General features: G+C 45.6%; 13 protein-coding genes and 1 pseudogene. 5 read left to right on the forward strand and 9 right to left on the reverse strand.

The window, feature by feature from the left end:
* The first annotated feature begins 318 nt into the window (after positions 1–318).
* From ACXAFI_RS02320 to ACXAFI_RS02330, 3 genes are all read left to right on the forward strand, one after another.
* The gene (locus ACXAFI_RS02320) at positions 319–1770 is read left to right on the forward strand and encodes a RimK family protein (RefSeq protein ID WP_475107523.1); all 1452 of its coding nucleotides are present in this window, start codon (positions 319–321) and stop codon (positions 1768–1770) included.
* Positions 1771–2244 carry a GNAT family N-acetyltransferase gene (locus ACXAFI_RS02325; RefSeq protein WP_475107524.1) on the forward strand — a complete coding sequence of 158 codons (474 nt, stop codon included), beginning with the start codon at positions 1771–1773 and terminating at the stop codon, positions 2242–2244. It begins immediately after the preceding gene.
* Between the two features lie 166 nt (positions 2245–2410).
* On the forward strand, positions 2411–3553 hold the full coding sequence (locus ACXAFI_RS02330) for a flavohemoglobin expression-modulating QEGLA motif protein (RefSeq protein ID WP_475107525.1): 1143 nt from the start codon (positions 2411–2413) through the stop codon (positions 3551–3553).
* Between the two features lie 150 nt (positions 3554–3703).
* Here ACXAFI_RS02330 and ACXAFI_RS02335 read toward each other — a convergent pair whose 3' ends face one another.
* The 9 genes from ACXAFI_RS02335 to ACXAFI_RS02375 all read right to left on the reverse strand — a co-directional run bounded on the left by ACXAFI_RS02335 (position 3704) and on the right by ACXAFI_RS02375 (position 13307).
* The gene (locus ACXAFI_RS02335; protein ID WP_475107526.1) at positions 3704–4399 is read right to left on the reverse strand and encodes a pirin family protein; all 696 of its coding nucleotides are present in this window, start codon (positions 4397–4399) and stop codon (positions 3704–3706) included.
* Positions 4400–4649: 250 nt separating this feature from the next.
* Positions 4650–5546, reverse strand: a complete 897-nt coding sequence (locus tag ACXAFI_RS02340; RefSeq protein ID WP_475107527.1) for a LysR family transcriptional regulator — start codon at positions 5544–5546, stop codon at positions 4650–4652.
* A gap of 264 nt (positions 5547–5810) precedes the next feature.
* Positions 5811–6500 carry a YopT-type cysteine protease domain-containing protein gene (locus ACXAFI_RS02345; protein WP_475107528.1) on the reverse strand — a complete coding sequence of 230 codons (690 nt, stop codon included), beginning with the start codon at positions 6498–6500 and terminating at the stop codon, positions 5811–5813.
* 160 nt (positions 6501–6660) lie between these two features.
* Positions 6661–7638 carry a glutathione S-transferase family protein gene (locus ACXAFI_RS02350; protein WP_475107529.1) on the reverse strand — a complete coding sequence of 326 codons (978 nt, stop codon included), beginning with the start codon at positions 7636–7638 and terminating at the stop codon, positions 6661–6663.
* Positions 7639–7735: 97 nt separating this feature from the next.
* The gene (locus ACXAFI_RS02355; RefSeq protein WP_475107530.1) at positions 7736–8167 is read right to left on the reverse strand and encodes a DoxX family protein; all 432 of its coding nucleotides are present in this window, start codon (positions 8165–8167) and stop codon (positions 7736–7738) included.
* A 160-nt stretch (positions 8168–8327) separates the two neighbouring features.
* Positions 8328–8597 (reverse strand): OmpW family outer membrane protein, encoded by a 270-nt coding sequence (locus ACXAFI_RS02360; protein ID WP_475109790.1) that lies wholly within the window; start codon positions 8595–8597, stop codon positions 8328–8330.
* A 628-nt stretch (positions 8598–9225) separates the two neighbouring features.
* Complete coding sequence (locus tag ACXAFI_RS02365) at positions 9226–12258, reverse strand: DUF2339 domain-containing protein (protein WP_475107531.1); 3033 nt, start codon at positions 12256–12258, stop codon at positions 9226–9228.
* A gap of 75 nt (positions 12259–12333) precedes the next feature.
* On the reverse strand, positions 12334–12897 hold the full coding sequence (locus ACXAFI_RS02370; protein WP_475107532.1) for a DUF4166 domain-containing protein: 564 nt from the start codon (positions 12895–12897) through the stop codon (positions 12334–12336).
* Positions 12898–12947: 50 nt separating this feature from the next.
* A complete protein-coding gene (locus tag ACXAFI_RS02375) occupies positions 12948–13307 on the reverse strand; it encodes a hypothetical protein (protein ID WP_475107533.1) in 360 nt (119 codons plus the stop codon).
* Positions 13308–13668: 361 nt separating this feature from the next.
* Here ACXAFI_RS02375 and ACXAFI_RS02380 point away from each other — a divergent pair.
* Together ACXAFI_RS02380 and ACXAFI_RS02385 are read left to right on the forward strand one after the other, a co-directional pair.
* Positions 13669–14632, forward strand: a pseudogene (locus ACXAFI_RS02380) (IS30 family transposase).
* 1971 nt (positions 14633–16603) lie between these two features.
* Positions 16604–17803, forward strand: a complete 1200-nt coding sequence (locus tag ACXAFI_RS02385) for an outer membrane protein assembly factor BamB family protein (RefSeq protein ID WP_475107534.1) — start codon at positions 16604–16606, stop codon at positions 17801–17803.
* Positions 17804–17920: the final 117 nt, after the last annotated feature.

The following is a 17920-nucleotide window of genomic DNA, read 5'->3' on the forward strand; positions in this document are numbered from 1 at the left end:
ACTGGCTATGAACACCTATTCCAGCTTTCTGATAGCTGGTCTTCTGGCATGCTTTTTTTAGTACTGTAAACACTATTACGCCCTTAAATATGTTCTCATCTTTGCCCTAAACCAATCGGCTGTTCAACAATAAATAGGGCTAGTAATGCCCATGGAAGAGGGCCTTAAAAAAAGCTTGGTTCTCAGCTATTGCTGCAGGTATTCTTCGCCCAAATCGACCCAGGATTCAAAGGGTCGAAGGCCTTTACTAGTGTTTACGCTGGTGCCCACCCCGTCAGTTCCTGATGTGCTCAAGCATCGCTTTGATAAGTTCTGACTATGTATACTACTCTGCTTGTGGTCGATGACGATCTGGATGTCGCCGACCTGCCAGCCAATACCCTGTCGTTTGAAGATTACCTCCGCGATTACCCCAAACTGTATGAGAATCGGATACGTATTATCAACTTGTGCGATACCCGCCGTTACTTGAGTCAGGGCTACTACTGCTCCCTCTTGGCGGAGGCGCGCCAACATGATGTTCTCCCCTCTGTGCGGGTCATCAATAGCCTGCGCAATGGCGATGAACAGGGCATCTGGATCAAGGCTGAGCGCGTTGACCAAGAGATTTTTCGCGATGAGAAACCCGTTCGCGCATTGATCTGTATGGGAGAGGTGCAAGACTTCCGCCTGAAGACCTTAGCCGCCACAGTATTTCAACAATATCCTGTGCCCTTGCTGGAAGTTACCTTAAGTGCCGACCAAGGGAATGTCCTGATCCTGGTTCAGCGTATTGGCTTGGCTCAGCTAAACGCAGAGGAGCGCCATTTTTGTTGGCAAGTGCTGGGGGAATACGCACGTATCCGCTGGAGAAAGCAGAGCAGCCGGAAGAAATACCGCTGGGAATTGGCGATGCTGGTGAATCCGCAGGAGGCTTCCCGGCCGAGCAACCAAGCCGCTGTTTCGCGTTTTATTCGGGCCGGTAGAAGGCTGGGAATGCAGGTGGATGTGGTTACGGCGGATGAAATTTCCCAAATTAACCAGTATGACGGGTTGTTTATACGGGAAACCACGGCAATCGATCACCATACCTATCGTCTGGCTTGTGAAGCGGAGCAGAACGGTCTTGTAGTGCTCGATGATCCCGACTCCATTCTGCGCTGCTGTAATAAGGTTTTTTTACACGATGCCTTCCATTATCAAAAAGTGCCTTCTCTGAAGACTCTGGTAGTCAATCGAGCAGATCCCGCTACTTTGGATCAACTGGAGCGAGAGCTGGGTTATCCGGTCGTTTTAAAATTGCCCGAAGGATCTTTTTCCAGAGGGGTTTTTAAGGTCGATAATCGTGAGGCACTTATCGACAAACTGAGGGATCTCTTTAAAAACTCGGCGCTTGTTTTGGCGCAGGAATATCTTTATACCGATTATGATTGGCGTATCGGGGTATTAAATGGCCGCGCGCTTTATGCCTGCCGATATTATATGGCACGTAATCACTGGCAGATTTACAACCATGGGGTCAAGCGGCACACGAGTGGAAACTTTGACACCTTGCCCGCCTTTGAAACCCCTCGTAGTGTATTGAACGCTGCACTGAAAGCCGCAGCTGTAGTAGGAAAAGGGCTGTATGGTATAGATATTAAGTTGAAGGATAATCACGCCTACGTGATCGAAGTAAATGACAACCCCAATATTGATCAAGGTATTGAAGATAAATATTTGGGGGAAGAGCTTTACATGCAAATTATGTCGGAGTTTCTTCGTCGCTTGGAATTGCGTGGGGCGCACTAGGTGCCTGCGGAACAATGCTCTATTCGCCCAGCACAAATCGGTGATCTAAATCATCTGCTCTCTATTGAGCATGACAGTTTTACTACAGATCTATTGAATAGAAGGCAAATGCGCTACCTGCTGATAAAGGCAAAAGCCTGCTGTCTGTTACTAGAAGTTCAGGGTGTTATCGTTGGTTACGGAATTTGTTTAACGCCCAAGTTACCTCGCCCGGCGCGTCTTTATTCCCTTGCGGTACGGCTGGAGTACCGCGGTAAGGGGTTCGCCAGGGCATTGATCGAAGCATTTAAACATTACTTAAACTGTAATAACTATAAATACTGGCAACTCGAAGTGGCTATCAATAATCACTCTGCGCAAAAGCTTTACAAGGAGAGCGGATTTGAAATCAAAGCCCAGCTTCCAGGTTACTATGAGAACGGATGCGATGCTTTACGCATGGTATGTGTGTTGGTAGTTACTGAGGAAGTCTGAGTCTGTAAGACGAGTGAGGACAAGCTTAAGTCGGTATGGCGCCTGGCTATGCCGGGTGGACAATGGCTATATAAGCATGAGAGGGTTGGGTGTCTGAAATCCTGATAGTAACAATTGGTAAAGGCCCCATTTTCGACCATAAAACTTAACGATAAAGGCTGAAAACGTGCATCAATCTCCCAGTGAACATCCTGAATTAAAAGCCCTTGATCAAAAATTATTTGAATTGGTGCGCGGGGTAGAAATCCTCTCTGCTATTGAACCAAAAAATTTTCGGGAACAAAAACAGGATTTTTTCTCTACAAATTTTTCCACTAACCCACAATTTGTTTATGCGGAACACGAAGTAGAAATATTCCAACGTAAGCGAGCACTCTATGCCCTTCCAGTCGAGACTCTGCCAGATGAGGATTTAACCCAGCTTTACAGCGATATCGTCGAGTCATATGTCGACAAACTGGACCAGTTTCGCTCCGTAGGCACAGCTGACTTCGTCTATGATTCCCTGCGTTACTTTGGTGAGCCAACGGATAAGGATATTAACAACGCGGATTTTATCTTGCATTTGCCCGATGATCTTGAACCCAGTGCTGATCGTTTTTTCAATGCCGATGAGATGATGCGCTTTCTCAGTGACTTTGCCAATCGACAGGGCTACACCTACGATATCCGCACCGATGATCGCATGATCGCCAATGCCTTGGTCGCTGGCAGTACGGTAAAAATCAATTCCCATGCCAGTGTCTCAGAAACAGAGGTATCCGCCCTAGCGCACCACGAATTAGGGGTTCACCTGGTGACGACCCTAAACGCCCGTAGCCAACCGCTGAGAGTGCTTGAACTTGGCTGTCCGGTCAATACAACCTCCCAGGAAGGGTTGGCGATCCTGTGTGAATACCTGGCCGGTTATCTCACTTTACCAAGATTAAAAGTGTTGGCACTGCGGGTGGTCGCGGTACAATCCATGTTGCAGGATAGAGACTTTAAGCGCACTTTTATCCTGCTTAAAGAGCAATATCAGGTGGAAGAAAACCTGGCCTTTACGATTACTACCCGAGTTTATCGAGGCGGTGGCTTTACCAAGGATTATCTTTACCTGCAAGGTTTTCATCAGATGTTAAATGCCATGGAAACCCGCGAAGACTTCAATAACCTTATGGCCGGTAAGGTCTCGATAGAATGTCTGTCTCTTATTTCTCGATTGATCGATAAAGGTTATCTGCGCGCACCGCAATTTATTAGCCCGGCAATAAAGGAGCCGCAGCCTATTGATGAGGTCAAGCGTTTTATCGCTCATGCCATTAAATAACTTTTTTAGGAACTCAGCGGAGTAAGAAATACATGGGGCTGGTAAACACAAAGGGCGATTAAAAAAGAGATACCTCGTCTATTGAGAGTTAAAAAAAGAGGTATCAATAACGATCTGTAGTGCGCTTACTGTTGGAATCTAGAGCCAAACTCAGTTGGCGGGCAGATCAAACCACAGCGCGGTAATACCATCCTTTGCAGCTTGAAGTTGTATCTGCTCTTTGAATAGACCCATACCATCTCCCGATGCCAGTGTCGATTTATCATTTACACTGGCTTCGCCATCAATGACATGTAAGTAGCCGGGACGCTCAAGAGCGTCTAATGTAATGGTTTCCCCGGTATTTAATTGTAGGCGGTATAAACTGGTATCCTGATGTATGGAAAGGGTGTTATCTCTTCCATCGGGGGTCATCAGAGCGGTCAGCTTACCGTGCTGTGTGATCGACTTCTGTTCGTAGCTGGGTTGCACACCCCGGCGGTTTGGCTCAATCCAGATTTGCAGGAACTTCAGCTGATCTGACTTTGAGTGATTGTATTCCGAGTGGGTAATACCAGTACCAGCGCTCAGCCTCTGGATCTCACCAGCTGGTACTACATAGCGGTTACCCACGCTGTCCTTATGCTCGATCGCACCTTGAAGGATATAGGAAATAATTTCCATATCCCGATGTCCGTGAGTATCAAATCCGGCTCCAGGCATCACCGTATCATCATTGATTACGCGTAGCGCGGAAAATCCCATATGTTTGGGATCGTAATAGTGTCCAAAAGAAAAGGTATGTTTGCTGTTTAGCCAGACAAAACGGGCTTGCCCACGTTCCTGTGAAGGTCTGAAGTAGTACATAGCCTAATCCTCATCTGTGAGGTAATAAATAGTGTTAGGGCCATGATAGCTGGCGGAAGATAGAATAAATATCAGTTAAAAATGGACTGTAAATTAGCTCTTTTAGAATGAATGGGGTTTAGTGAAAAGCTTATCTTCTGTGCTTTTCCCGCTACTTACCATTTTCTCCCACTACCCACTAAAAGGAGAGAGCGTATTAAGGAATAATGGAGAGAGGCAGAATGGGTTGAGGAAAAGTGCACGGACATTTTTACTCAGAAGTCGGCATTTCCAGGGTGAGCAGGCGGAGCTCTCCAATAAATTCCCGAGCCACAGGTCCCAACTTATCCTGATCTTTGAAGTTTAAATAAAAGCTGGTCGAGCGTGCCCCGCCTTCTTTCAGGGGGAGTAGCTTCAGGGTGCCGTCATTCAGTAAGTCCGCCACCAGCGGCATAGGCAGCCAGGCATACCCCATACCCTGTGTGATTAAATCCAGAGAGGCACGTAAACTGCCCACTTTCCAGCGTTGTTCTGCCCCTAACCAGCCGGAATCCCGGTTTGTTTGCAGCGCTGAATCCCGCACAATAATTTGCCGGTAGGACTTAAGATCTTCAAATGTCAGCTCACGCTCAAACCTGAGTAATGGGTGCGCCTTGTGAGCGACGGCGACAAATTCAATGCGACAGATTTCATCATTGAGGCTATCGTCCATGGTAAAGGCGGAAAGGCCCAGATCGACAAGGCCCTCCTGAATTAACTCGTTAGTGCCGGATAAAACTGTGTCGATAATATCAATATTGACTTGAGGATAGATTCCCGACACTTTTTCCAAAGCCTGGAAGACCACTTTCTGCGGAAAGGCTCCATCTACGGCGATGTGTAGCTCCGATTCCACTCCATCACTGAGGGAGTCTGCAATGGCCTCAATACGGGAGACCTCTTCCAGCAGGAACTTGCCACGGCGCAGCATCAGGCGGCCTGCCTCAGTGAGTACTACCTTACGTCCCGCCACTTCAAACAGCTTGATACCCAGTGCACTTTCCAGGTTTGTGACCGCATGGTGAATACTGGATTGGCTCTTATGAACCACGGAGGCTGCCTGGTTAAAGCCGCCGGCATCTACAACGGCCTTAAACATTCTCCATTGTTCCAAGGTGGTTTTTTGCATGGGTCTTTCTCTCGCTGATAGATGCGCTCTTGAAGGATATCTTATTATTCGACCAAACCGAATAATAGTGAAAATATCAGATGATAACGCTCGAATACCTTAAAGAAATCTATGTTTCAGGAAAGGGAGCCAGTGATAAAGAGAAATTTTTCTTTTAGGAGGGAAGGTGTAGGAAACTGCAAGATGACAGCACGTCCCTGTGCCGTACCAAACTGTGAACTAGCCCAATTGAAGGCTAATAGATACTGGTGGTTGGTTCTTTATTTACCGGTCCTTATGCTTGAATACGTCAAATCCAATCGCACGCGATGTGCGATAAATACTGGATTGGCGATGATATTGCTCATACCACTTCCGAAATTGGGTATAACGCAAAAACTTGAACTCGCCTTTATTGGGGTCGAAAAAGTAAGTGATTTTATCGGTAGTTGCAGTAACACGGAATGCCATGGCGTGGCCCCACCCGGTACCTGCCGTTCTCAGCATACAAAAAAGAGTCTGAGATTGTTGGGTAAAGTAATCTTTGGACTCAAAGCCGCCAAATGCCGTGGTAAATTGCTCATCCAAAGAGGGGCTGACTTTCTTTGTCGCGATTCCATTGCCCACTTGACGTAAATGTTCAAAACCCTGCGATACTAAATATTGCGTTGTTTCCCGCATCATTTCATGAGCATTACTGGGGCGACCCTCGGTACCATTCATAAACTTGAATCGATACATGGAAGCAAAGCGCTGTGCCACAACGGCCATCTTTGTGCTATCGATACTACCCCCGGTGGAAAGCGCATCTTGAAGGCCGGACTGTAGTGCTTTGCTAATCCAACTTACTGCTAATGCCTCACAGATTCCGCCCTTGGTGTGAGGATGCTTCTTTGTGATTTTGCCGTAATCACCTTGACTAAATTTCCATGTCTGCTGGCCACCGAATTGAGAGGCTCCAGAGTCTTTTGGCATGTTGTTCTCTTTATTTGTGACTGCTTATTCTCAAAACCAGTTTACTGGGCAATTGTGCAGGCAATGTGCAAGCAGCTGTTGATCAATGCCAGTGAATTACCAGGCTGTCATCAATCAACAAAAAGAGAGTCGGCGTTTGTGGCCATTGCAAAAGAGCGGGTTAGCCAGTGGTGCGGTTAAAAGGGCCGCTATAGTCGATATCTGGTCCTACCGGGACCACCTGGGTTGGGTTGATCATGGTATGGCTAAAATAGTAATGCCGTTTGATATGGTGAAAGTCGACAGTATCGGCAACACCAGGCCACTGGTATAACTCTCGTACATAGTTGCGCAGATTGGGGAAGTCTTCCAGGCGCTGGCGATTGCACTTAAAGTGGCCGTGATAGACCGAATCAAAGCGAATTAGGGTGGTGAATAGTCGCCAATCTGCTTCGGTAATTTCTTCACCAACGAGGTAGCGCTGCTTGGCTAAAAGGTTTTCTACTTGGTCCAGGGCATTAAACAAATTAGTGTAGGCTTGTTCATAGGCTTCCTGGGTGGTGGCAAAACCACTACGGTATACGCCGTTGTTGATATTCTCGTATACCAGTTGATTAATGTTCTCAATTTCCTCTTGTTTGTCCTCTGGGAAAAAGTCCTGAGTATCCCCACTAATTTCATTAAATGCGCTGTTAAACATACGAATGATTTCAGAGGACTCATTGCTGACAATACAGTTCTGATGTTTATCCCAGAGCATCGGTACAGTCACGCGCCCGCTGTAATCGGCCTTATTGCGGGTATATAGCTGGAGTAAGAATTGATAGCCAAATAGCGCATCGCCGCTGCTGCCTTCATCGGTATTAAAACTCCAGCCCTGTTCGAGCATATCCGGGCTTACCACAGAAATACCGATATGCTCCTCCAGCTTTTTCAGTTTGCGGAAAATCAGCGTGCGATGGGCCCAGGGGCAGGCCAGGGAAACATATAAATGGTAGCGCCCGGATTCAGCCTTAAAGCCCCCTCTACCACTAGGTCCGGCGCTGCCATCACTGGTAATCCAGTTGCGCAGTTGGGCCGCCTCTCTCTTGAAGGCACCACCAGAATCTTTGGTGTCGTACCACTGGTCTTGCCATTGGCCGTTTACTAAAAGTCCCATGTTTTTCTCCTGAATCAGTATCGCTGGTAACCGGCTCTAGGCAGCCAGGGTAAGGTAGTAGAAGGCAATAGTAGGTAATCGTATGTTCGGCACATTACTAAACGGTACTTCTGCGTCTGTCTAGGCTAAAGCGTCCGGCACCATGAGCAGCCAGTACCAGGAAGCCGCCGGTCATAGCCAGGTTCTTAAAGAACATCAAAAACTGCATCTGGTCGGCCAGGTTGTTGTGAAACATAACCGCGGTCAGCAGGCTGAAGCCGGCAAAGGCAAGTGCGGTAAGGCGTACCTGAAAACCCACAATCAACGCTAGGGCGCCGCCAATCTCAAACAAAATCACCAGTGGCAGCAGAAACTCTGGTAGGCCGCCCATGGCTAAGTACTGGGCGCTGCCCTCATAATTCTGAATCTTGTTCACACCAGCCAGTAAGAATATCGCCGCCAGGCCAATACGCCCACTTAGATCTGCGATGCCCGCAAATAGCTTGTGGTTAACGCTGGGCTGGGCTGTGGATAAAGTAGAAGTGGTCATATTAATGCTCCTTAAACTGTGAAAAGGCCGATAGAGCCGTGCTCTAAGTGGGTTATCGCTGTCGTTAGGGGGCAGTTTATTTATATTTAACAGAATGAAAATTAGTCTATTTAGGCTTGTTCATTCTGTTTAGCAGAATGAAAGGGGTGAAACTGGGTGGCTAGGGTCTCAGAAGTGGTATCCAGCCCCCAAGGAGAAACAAAGGGATCAATATACAATCCACGTCTATATCCAGATGGATGCGGGATCTAACATTAAGGCCGGATCGAAAGTGAATCTCTGCTTCAACATCAATATCAAGGTACCAAATAGTCGTATTGAACAGCCAGCGGCTGTCCCTGCCAAAGGCAACACCAGTACCAACTTCCCCAGCCAGCCCCCAGGAATTATCTAGCCTCCATCTGGCCCGTGACTTGGCCCCGAGTACTATCCCAAACTAGTTCTGCGCCGTATGGTTGATATGCTCGCTGAAAAAATGAGTGTAATGCACTGCCATTTAAATACAGAGTATCGGAGTCGTCATTGGGGACGACCGTGCGCGCTGGTGCGAACGATAAATTCTCCTTTTGGCAATCTGATATTGTCAGGTTAGTCACTAAAAGTTCGAAGCAAATAATATTATTAGCTTGATTTTTTCTTACCCCGGCTTCCAGAGATTCGATGGAAAAATAGGGTTTTAAGCAGACAATTCAATATAAGCAAAGACTCATTATTTGAATGCTAGATTGATAGTGTTGTTGTCTTGCTAGTACGGATTTTCTATACGTCTCAATCTGTGGTTCTGTGGTTCCGTGGTGCAGAATTTTTTCATTATAACTTGTCATTTTTTAGGAAAAATTTCGTTATCTATTTTTGTGGTGTAATTAGTGATAGATATTATCAATTTATGGGGTAAATGTTGAACAGGTTAACTGATTGGATAAATTGGTCCTGTTTTCTCTAGATTTTTTAAATGGATGCATAAATTTGCTAGGTGTTTTTTTTATTTATTTAATTATTGAAATGAAAAAAGTTAAATGGGCCTAGGAGGCCCACTTATAATTTTGTAAAAAGTTATGTCAATAAGTGCTTTCTTCTTTAGTCGATAAAAATCTCTGATACTGGAATGCCGCACCCAGCATACATAGTCCTACCAGCATACAGACCACTATCTTCTGTATCAGAGAAAAGTCCTGCATATCCCAAAGCACAATTTTAAGTGCGGCAATGCCGTACAAAATAAGTGAAAGTTTCAGTAACCGTTGGGTATCTGGTTTCAGGGTCTGGAATAGTAGTAGTGTTGCATGCACCACCAGGGCAAAAGATATTGCTGGCAACCACATGGTTTCCAGTAATTGTGCCAGTAGAGCGATATAAAGTGGAATCGCTGTAAGGTGCAATACCCACAGGTTAAATAGCCTACGACGGGGCCAAACAGCTCTATTGGCGAAGAAGCGTTGATAAATCAGCAGCGAAGCAACTCCCAAGGCCACCAGATTATAAATCCCTATCATTGGTGCTTTATTGGAATTGAGGATTACTGCTGCAACTTGTAAGAGGGTAATAAACTCAAATAAGCGTAGACTCAACATATAAAGTGGAGTCAACTGATTGCGCAGTGGGGCTAATTTTGGTTTAAAAACATACAGACTGGCGAAGTACAGTTGGCAAAGTAAGAGGGCCAGTGCAAAGTCCCGGCTTAGCGCATAGCTAATAATAAACAGCGTTGCCGCGAGATAGTAAAAAGCCAAAGGAAAGAGTGGCTTGAGTGCACCGTGCAGGGCCAACCGCCAATCCTTGCCAACGGGCTTTCTCTGTAATCCTTGACCGATCCACAACAACATGGCTAGTGATACTAATCCCAACAGCAGCCCACTCATAGCAAGGCCTTGCCAGTCGGCAAATTCCCGCAGGGCACAGCCGCTCACTGCTACAAAGCTTGCGCCTACAATTAAGATCCGTAGTTCCTGCTTTAATACTTCCAGCTTTAGGCATATATAAAGCCCTATGGCGATCGCGCAAGATAACCAAACGGCAATGGGGAAGTAGTCGCTGGCTTTATAAATCACCGTCGGCAGGAAAAATATCGGCAACAGAGCGTAAAACAGCTTGCGCAAATTGAGTGCCAGGGAGAAGCCTGTAGATTGCATATCCAGATACTTATACAGAGCTGCAATCATCCACAGGCTGAGGAAGGCCTCCACACTGGCGATCTTTCCGTAAGGGATTTGATCGTAGAAATGTAAATTACCCACAATCGATGCACTAGCCAGTAGTGGGACAAACAGGAGTAAGTAATGGCTGAGTCCCAACCATTCACAAAATGCTGAGCCAGTGCGCTGGCCACGCCAGATCAAAAAGCCCATTGGTAACAGGGCAAGTAGCCACATGCCTTGGGGCCAGAGGATTCCGACTGATAGCAGGAAACTTGTGGATAAAAACACAGCAAAAGCATTATCTGCAATAGTGGCTAAACGGTGTTCTGCAGGAGTGATCCGGTCTGCACAGTGCCGTAATAGCCGGGTTAATGCGAAGGCAGCAGCACAGAGTGCCAGCCAGTTACCCCAGCCAGCGTCTGCGCTTAATGAAAGCAACATCGGTGCGGGAACAACACTTCCTGCTACCCAAGCCAGAGCTTGCCATAGCATGGTAAGGCCTGCGGCAGTAAGGGCGATATAACCCTCGCTTCTTACGCTGATAAAGCCAAAACGGGCACCGAGAAAAATCAGCAACAACCCTTCAAGGCACCAGACTATTCCCAGTAAAACGGGGCTGCATAGCGCCAGGATTGCCAAACCCGCCAACAATCCACCGTGTAGTAAAGCCATATTCTGTACAACACGGGCGGAAACACTGGCGGCGCTATAGCCAAACAGCCAGCGTGAATAAATGGCCAGCGCCATCCAAGGTAGAAGGTTAAGCAACCACACTATGCCCAGCGCATAGCTGTTGGGGGCCAATGACCAGCTGATGTGAATAAATAACAGCAGGTTTGCGGCAATAATAATCAGGCGCTTTCGCTCCAGCCCTTTGGTTTCTATCAGTTCGGTACGCAGTCCTCGTAAGGCGTAATGGGCAAAGCCATAAAAGAAGCCGTGCAATAACAGCAGTGGCCCCCAGGTTGAGGCGGTTTCATCCAGGTTTGAGATCGAAAACTCAAACATGCCGGCGCTCAGTGCCATAGTTACCATTGCAAGCTGTGGCCAGCGTATTTGCCTGGATAAATGCAGCATGGCGAGGGCTAGTGCCAATAAGTAGCTGAGATAAACCAGTGCCGATGGTTCAAAATGATTCGCCACCAAAGGCATGGTGGCACCGCCCAGCAGGGTCACCATGGACACTACCCGTGTCTCAAATAATAGGGCGAGTAAGTAGGAGAGGCCTGTTGTCACTACCAACAGGGCGACTCCTATGGGAATAGGAACCAACTGGTAGTAGGGTCCGGCAAAGTACCCACATAGATAGAGAAGAATCACCCCGAGTGCTATTAGCCCGGAGCCGTAGTCGGCCATATGAGGCATTCGCCGGCTGAAAGTGACACCGCCAAAGGTTGTTGCTGCTGCGACCAGAAAGCCCAGAGTAACCTTACCAATTGGGCCCAAATAGTTGTTGAAAGAGAACTGCAGTAAATAAGCGAAGCCAAACACCAGCGCCAATATGCCGGCTGCGGTCATAAAGAATACCGGAGCCTTACCCTGACTCTGGTAGTGGCGATAAAAGCCCATAAGGGGCTCCCACACGCGGTTGAGTGGTTCCAGGGCTGGCTCTACTAGGCTGGCGAACCCTTCCTGTAACCATGGTGTGGTCGTTGATGCTTTTCTGTCTTTTTGAGACGGTGATTTGGGTTCAGCAGGTGCCTTAGTGGGGGTTAAGATTGCTGGCTTAGCTTGCTCAATGACCCTGCGGGGCTCGGTAGGTGTGCCCATAAGCAGGGCTAAATCATCCTCTAACTCAGCGGTACTTCCTGCTAAGACTTCTTTGTTTTCAGTATTGCCCCGCCTGAGTTGTGCTTCAAGGGCAGAGAGCCGCCGTTCGAAGGTCTCTAGTCGGCGGCGATTGTCCCTCTCTAGCAGGGCTAGCTCTGCTCGGAGTGATAGCAGTTCACTTTCCATAACTTGCTCTTATCGTTTTGATCGAGACTATCCTGTGCCTTTTCCTACGGCAAGTGCATAGTTAACCGCACGGATCTACCCGATCGTTTCTTCAACATCTTCCTTTAGCGTGCCTGAGTAACCGAAGAGAAAACCCAGCACCGGTAAGGAGATTTTCACCTCAAACTGGTAGAGCTCATTCACAATTGCTTTTCCAGCAGAAACCTTTGGCCGGAATATTGTTGGAATTGGGAGCCGAAAAATTGACACAGAACGTTGCAACCATTGCCAGTTGCCACCCTCAGTGGAAACCCCAAGCTGTATTTTGATTGGGCCAGTGGACTCAACCCAGTAACCACCTTGTTGATAAGTTTTTACTGGGTGAAATTCTGAGGTAACGGTATGGCTGTTGGCAAATGTGCGAGACCAGATCAGTGCTTTGGCGGAATGGTGGATTTCCACAGAGAAAGGCACCTTGCCAGCCTTTGTGGGAGCCCCCAATTTGCGAGCCACTCGCCGGCCAATCCAGCCAGCAACACCAGAACCAAAGCGGATATCCACCTCACCATATAGCCTAGCCCCCTTTCTATGCAGCTCTTGCAAAAGCGGATTCAGCTTGCCGAAATCCGATCCGAACCAGTCGAGCACCGCATTTTTCATAGGGCTCACCCTCAAGAAATCACAGGGGGTTCTTTAGTCTGCAGCCGTGCTTAAGCCTTAGGGCGCACCACCACCTGCATTGAGCAGTGGATGGTTTTATCGCCGTCTTTAACCAATACTTCTGAAGACTCAGAAATCACCTGGGATACAACCAGGTCTGAAATACTAACGACCTCCAACAGCTCTTCCTTACAGACAGCAATATTAGCTGCATTAGAAATGGCAGAATCGTAACTGGTCTTGTGGGAGAAGCCTCTCTCCTCCTCGCCACGGCGACTGCGTTGAATGCTTTGGTAGGCATCTTTACCTGCATCCACGGTATCGCCAATAACCCGGCCCGGTTTGACTTCGAGTTTCATGCAGGAAGTGGTTGCAAGGGCAATGGTGATAAGGGCGAGAAACTTGTTCATTTTACAACCTGAGTCCTTTTGAAATAACAACTATGAATGTATGCACAAGGTGAGTTCGCAATATTCTTTGCGCGGAATCTTAAAGAGATATACAGAGTAATCAAGTGGGGAGCTGGGAGAATAGCCAAAAAATTATAGCTTTAGCGCTTTGGCTGGAAGAAGTAGCTCAATTAGAAGTGAAATTAGCAATTGTATAACGCATTAAAATAAGGAAAATTAGCCATCAACTAATTATCTTTTTTCATTATTGATAAAAGGTAGAGTTTTAAAAAACTACTTGGTTTCGGATAATAAGTACAATTGGTAAAGGAGGGCTCAGCTGGTAGAGTCGGCACCTCTCCCGACCAAGAGAAAGGCACTGATGAGATACTACCAGCTGACCGAGAACGAACGATACCAGATCTACAGCCTTAGGAAAGCAGGGCACTCTCAGAAGGCAATAGCAAAATTGTTAGAGAGACATCCCTCGACGATCAGCCGAGAGCTACGACGCAAAATAGGCTTGCGAGGATATCGTCCAGGGCAAGCACATAAGCCTGCAGAACTAAGACGCAAGTAAGCTTACAAGGCACAGAAAGTAACTAATTGTGTTTGGCAACAAATAGACACCTGACCCGGAAAGAACTAAGTCCACAGCAAACTGTAAGCTATTTAAAGAGACATGCAGATGTATCTTTACATCATGAGGCGATCTACCAACTAATTTATTTAGATCAGGCAAATGGTGGAGATTTATACAAGCACCTTAGGATTGCATCAAAACCCAATCGCAAGGAATAAAGTAAGATTGATCGATGCGGAAAGATCAAAAAAGTGTGCATAGTGGATCGAACAGCTGTTATAGAACGAATGAATCGGATTGGCGACTGGGAAGGTGATACCGTTATAGGCAAGGGACGTGGTGGGGCTTTCTGACTATGGTTGAGAGCAAAGTGTTATTTACTGTTATTGTTAGATTGACAGGCAAGCGATCGGCCTTGCTGGCTGAAGTAGCAGTTAGCCATATGCTGAATTATCAAAGATAAAATCAAAACAATTGCCATTCGACAATGGTATTTAATTTTCTGGCCATAAAAATTGCGGAAGGTTTGGAGTCTGATATTTATTTTACTCACCTATATTCATCCTGGGAGAGGTGAATTAATGAAGATACTAATGGCCTCATTCGCCAGTATTTCCCAGCGGGTATAGGCTTCAATGAAGTAAGAGAAGGGCGGGTTCAATTCGTAAATGATCGCCTAGACAGTAGATTAAGAGAGAGTCTGGATGAAAGTTCGCCGAGAGAGGTATTTATGGGGCTGCAAGATAATTATCTTATAGCATGAAAGTATTGCAGTTATTGCTTCAAACCAAGAGGCCTAAAATTTATTTTTAATTGAGTATATTTTGAAGTCATTTCGTGGTGTAGAAATGAAGGTTATTATAGCAGAATACACCATTGTCTAGATCTCACTGGCAAGGGCAAAGTTATTATACCAATTATTTGATGTCGTGTATAAAAAACAAAGATTCACACACTTATTGTATGCTAAGTTCGCGAGCTCTGATCCTCGTCAAAATAATCTGAAAGGGTTTGGAAGTTTCAGAAGCTATGCAAAGTATTGGAAGGTTCGATGCATTTTAGCGCGGTTGGTAAATTACCCTATTTAATCCTGAAAGGGGGTTATTATTTGTCTTCTTAGGCGTTGTTCTCTTTACTGCTTGCGTATTTATTAGGTTGGATGGATTGTTAAGTGGCTCAGGAATCTAAGCTTTTTATAAATTAGCAGTGAAATGACAGCTAGGAGATGGAGGGAGCTGTATCAGCACATCATGCCCTTGCTGTCACAATTAGTTAGATTCAAGTATCTGAGACTATATACACAATACTACAATCCGTACCAGCTTCTGTTGTTCTCAACCAAAAATTACTCCGCGTGTGATGAGCTGATAGAATTGTGGAGTATGCCTCTTTTGCATACTCTTGGCTCATATCTAAAGTGATATATTTGTCACTATGCGCTGTACAATCTAGATCCATTTCTTCGCCGGATGTCCCAATACGGAGTATGTTGCTATTGGGGTACATGTAAATTCTATCGATTGTTACATCCCTGCAGTGATTCCCTGAGCATGCGGCATACAAGTTAGAGCTTACAACCAATAATAACGAAAAATAAATGAGCTTCATGTTTTGCTCCTAAGATGGGTGAGTTTTTGCTTATTTGGACATTGGTAGTTTAAAAGCCTAACACTGCCAGCTTGGTCTGGCTGACTTATCTAGTCTGGTTAGGGATGAAGAGGTAACGTTACCATTAGAGATAGTTGTTTTTAAACCCTTTTGTATCGCTTTTTTCATGGTGATAGAAAAGTTGCGTTTGATGGCTATTTTTATTTATCTAATCAGATAGAAGTATGTGGCGTGATATTTACCCTGTAAGTGGGATCCACTATTAAAAATTATATCTCAATTTTTAGAGGTAAAGATAAAATCTAAAAATGTAATCTTGTAAAAAGTCTCACTATTTCAAGAGGTTGTGGATATAGTGTGGTACACATGACAAGAAAATAAATTTATTGATCAGGAGAATTTGGAATGAAGGTTCTAGACGGCATAAATTGGATGGCGGGATGTATTATTGATGAGTGAACGATGAGGAAAAAGGGGTAGTGCTAATTGGTAGAGAAGGCATCTGAAAAGATAAAGCTAGATTATACGCTATGAAGGGCCTAAGCACCGGTAAAGCCAATTAAGCAAGAGACAGGTTAGAAGGTGTTGGTTTGAACCGTTGGTGATTTGGGTTGCCATGTAAAAAGCTGTCAAATAGAGTTTATGGATGAAATTTAATAGTAGTAAAGTGCCGTTTAGAAAAATAATGCCATAAAAATCAGGGCAAAGAGGATGTAGAAGCTCTGAGATATACTGAGGTGGTGAAACAAACTCATCTATTTATATTCAGTGTGAGAATAGAATGTGCTTGGAAGGGGCGTATCATTATGTATCCTTAGATGTTTCAAGCTGCTGATCGTTCTTTCATCTGCCAGAAAGCGTGTTGATGTTGTTATCGTGAGGTTAAATTTTATTTGTAGCGTATAGAAGTTTTGGCGGTCAAATACACCTTTAAATTGATTTTCTATTTTGTTCGGTTAAAATCCGCGCTTGCTAATAATCAAAATAATTTTATGCAATGATTTTTTCTGTCTGCTTACTTAAGGGGCTAGCAGGTGGGCCTGTGTCTGATTAAGTGGCAGCATATCTTTGGCGTGCTAAAAAAATAATTGCCGACTCTTACATGTGTAAAATCGGCACTTTGCTCATGGATGAGATGCGCATTATGTCCCTATTTCGTTTTTTTATTTTTCTTAAGCTCTCGAGTCTTTTCTCTCATTTATTTTTCTTTAGAAAATTATTTCATGCGCATTTATTGTTGTCTATTCTGGTGCTTTGGGTGCTTTCTTTCGCGGCTTATGCGGCGGAAATGAAAAAGATTATGGACTCTCCCCTGTCCACCATTCGGGGTGGAGCAAAACTTGAAATACAAGCTTTCTCTGCACTGCCCAGCAAATTATTCCAGCCTGGAGAGCCGGTAGCAATTAGCTGGTCTGTACCAGGTGCGATCAAAGTAACTTTGGTCGACAATAGCGATGGCACGCGACTTGAGGGTCTTCAGGCAGAGGGGCTAGTACGGGTAGCTCCTAGTACAACCACCACCTATACCCTTTTCGCGAATGGTCCTTCTGGAAGTAAAACTGCAAAGATTGAAGTTACCCTAGCTTCAGAGCAGCCTGTTAATCGATGGAAAGTATCATCGTCAAATGTAAAAAGTAACTCTTTACTGAAGGATAAAAAAGTACAAGGCCTGCAAGCTTTACAGAAAATTCAGCAAGGTTCAGAGTCCATAAGTGCCTCACTAACCGCAATGGATGATGGCAGTATTTACCAGGGCAGTTTTGATGGAAACTATTACCAGTTTTCTGCCGAGGGGGATATGTCCTGGACCTTGGAGGATGCAGGGGTGGTAATGAATCAAGCTGCGATTCTGGAAGATATTGTTTTTGTAGGTGCTAATAGCCCTGATGGAGGACGTGTTCTTGCATTGAAACCCGATAAATCCATCCTGTGGGAAGTACATACTACCAGTGGTGTGATAGCGAGTCCCATTATTAATACGAACAGCGGTATTCTTTATGCTGTTAGTTATAACGGCACTGTCCTCGCTTTAAATAATGTTGACGGCAATGAACTATGGCGTTACCAATTGCCTGATGGCGCAACAGTGAACGCCTCGCCCACTCTAAGTGAAGATGGAACCGTACTCTATATTCATAGTACCAACCATCGAATTTTTGCTCTCAGAACTGAGCCAGAACCAAAAGCTATCCCGATAATAGTGATCCCAATACCAGATGGCCCGGTGGTGATAGTGCCGAAAAATATCCCTGTTCAAGATCCACCAGAGCCAGAGCTGGAATTGCCGACATTACTCTGGCAACGTGATCTGCAATCAGAGAGCTAATTGCAAAAGTAGATCTTGGCTACATTGTTAGAATTATTCTGTTAACTGTAAGTTTGGCAATGCACATCGACCTATAGCTGCATTTTTACTCATAAATGCAATAAATATAAGAATTAA

This window comes from Microbulbifer sp. ABH2_005 (assembly GCF_056160005.1).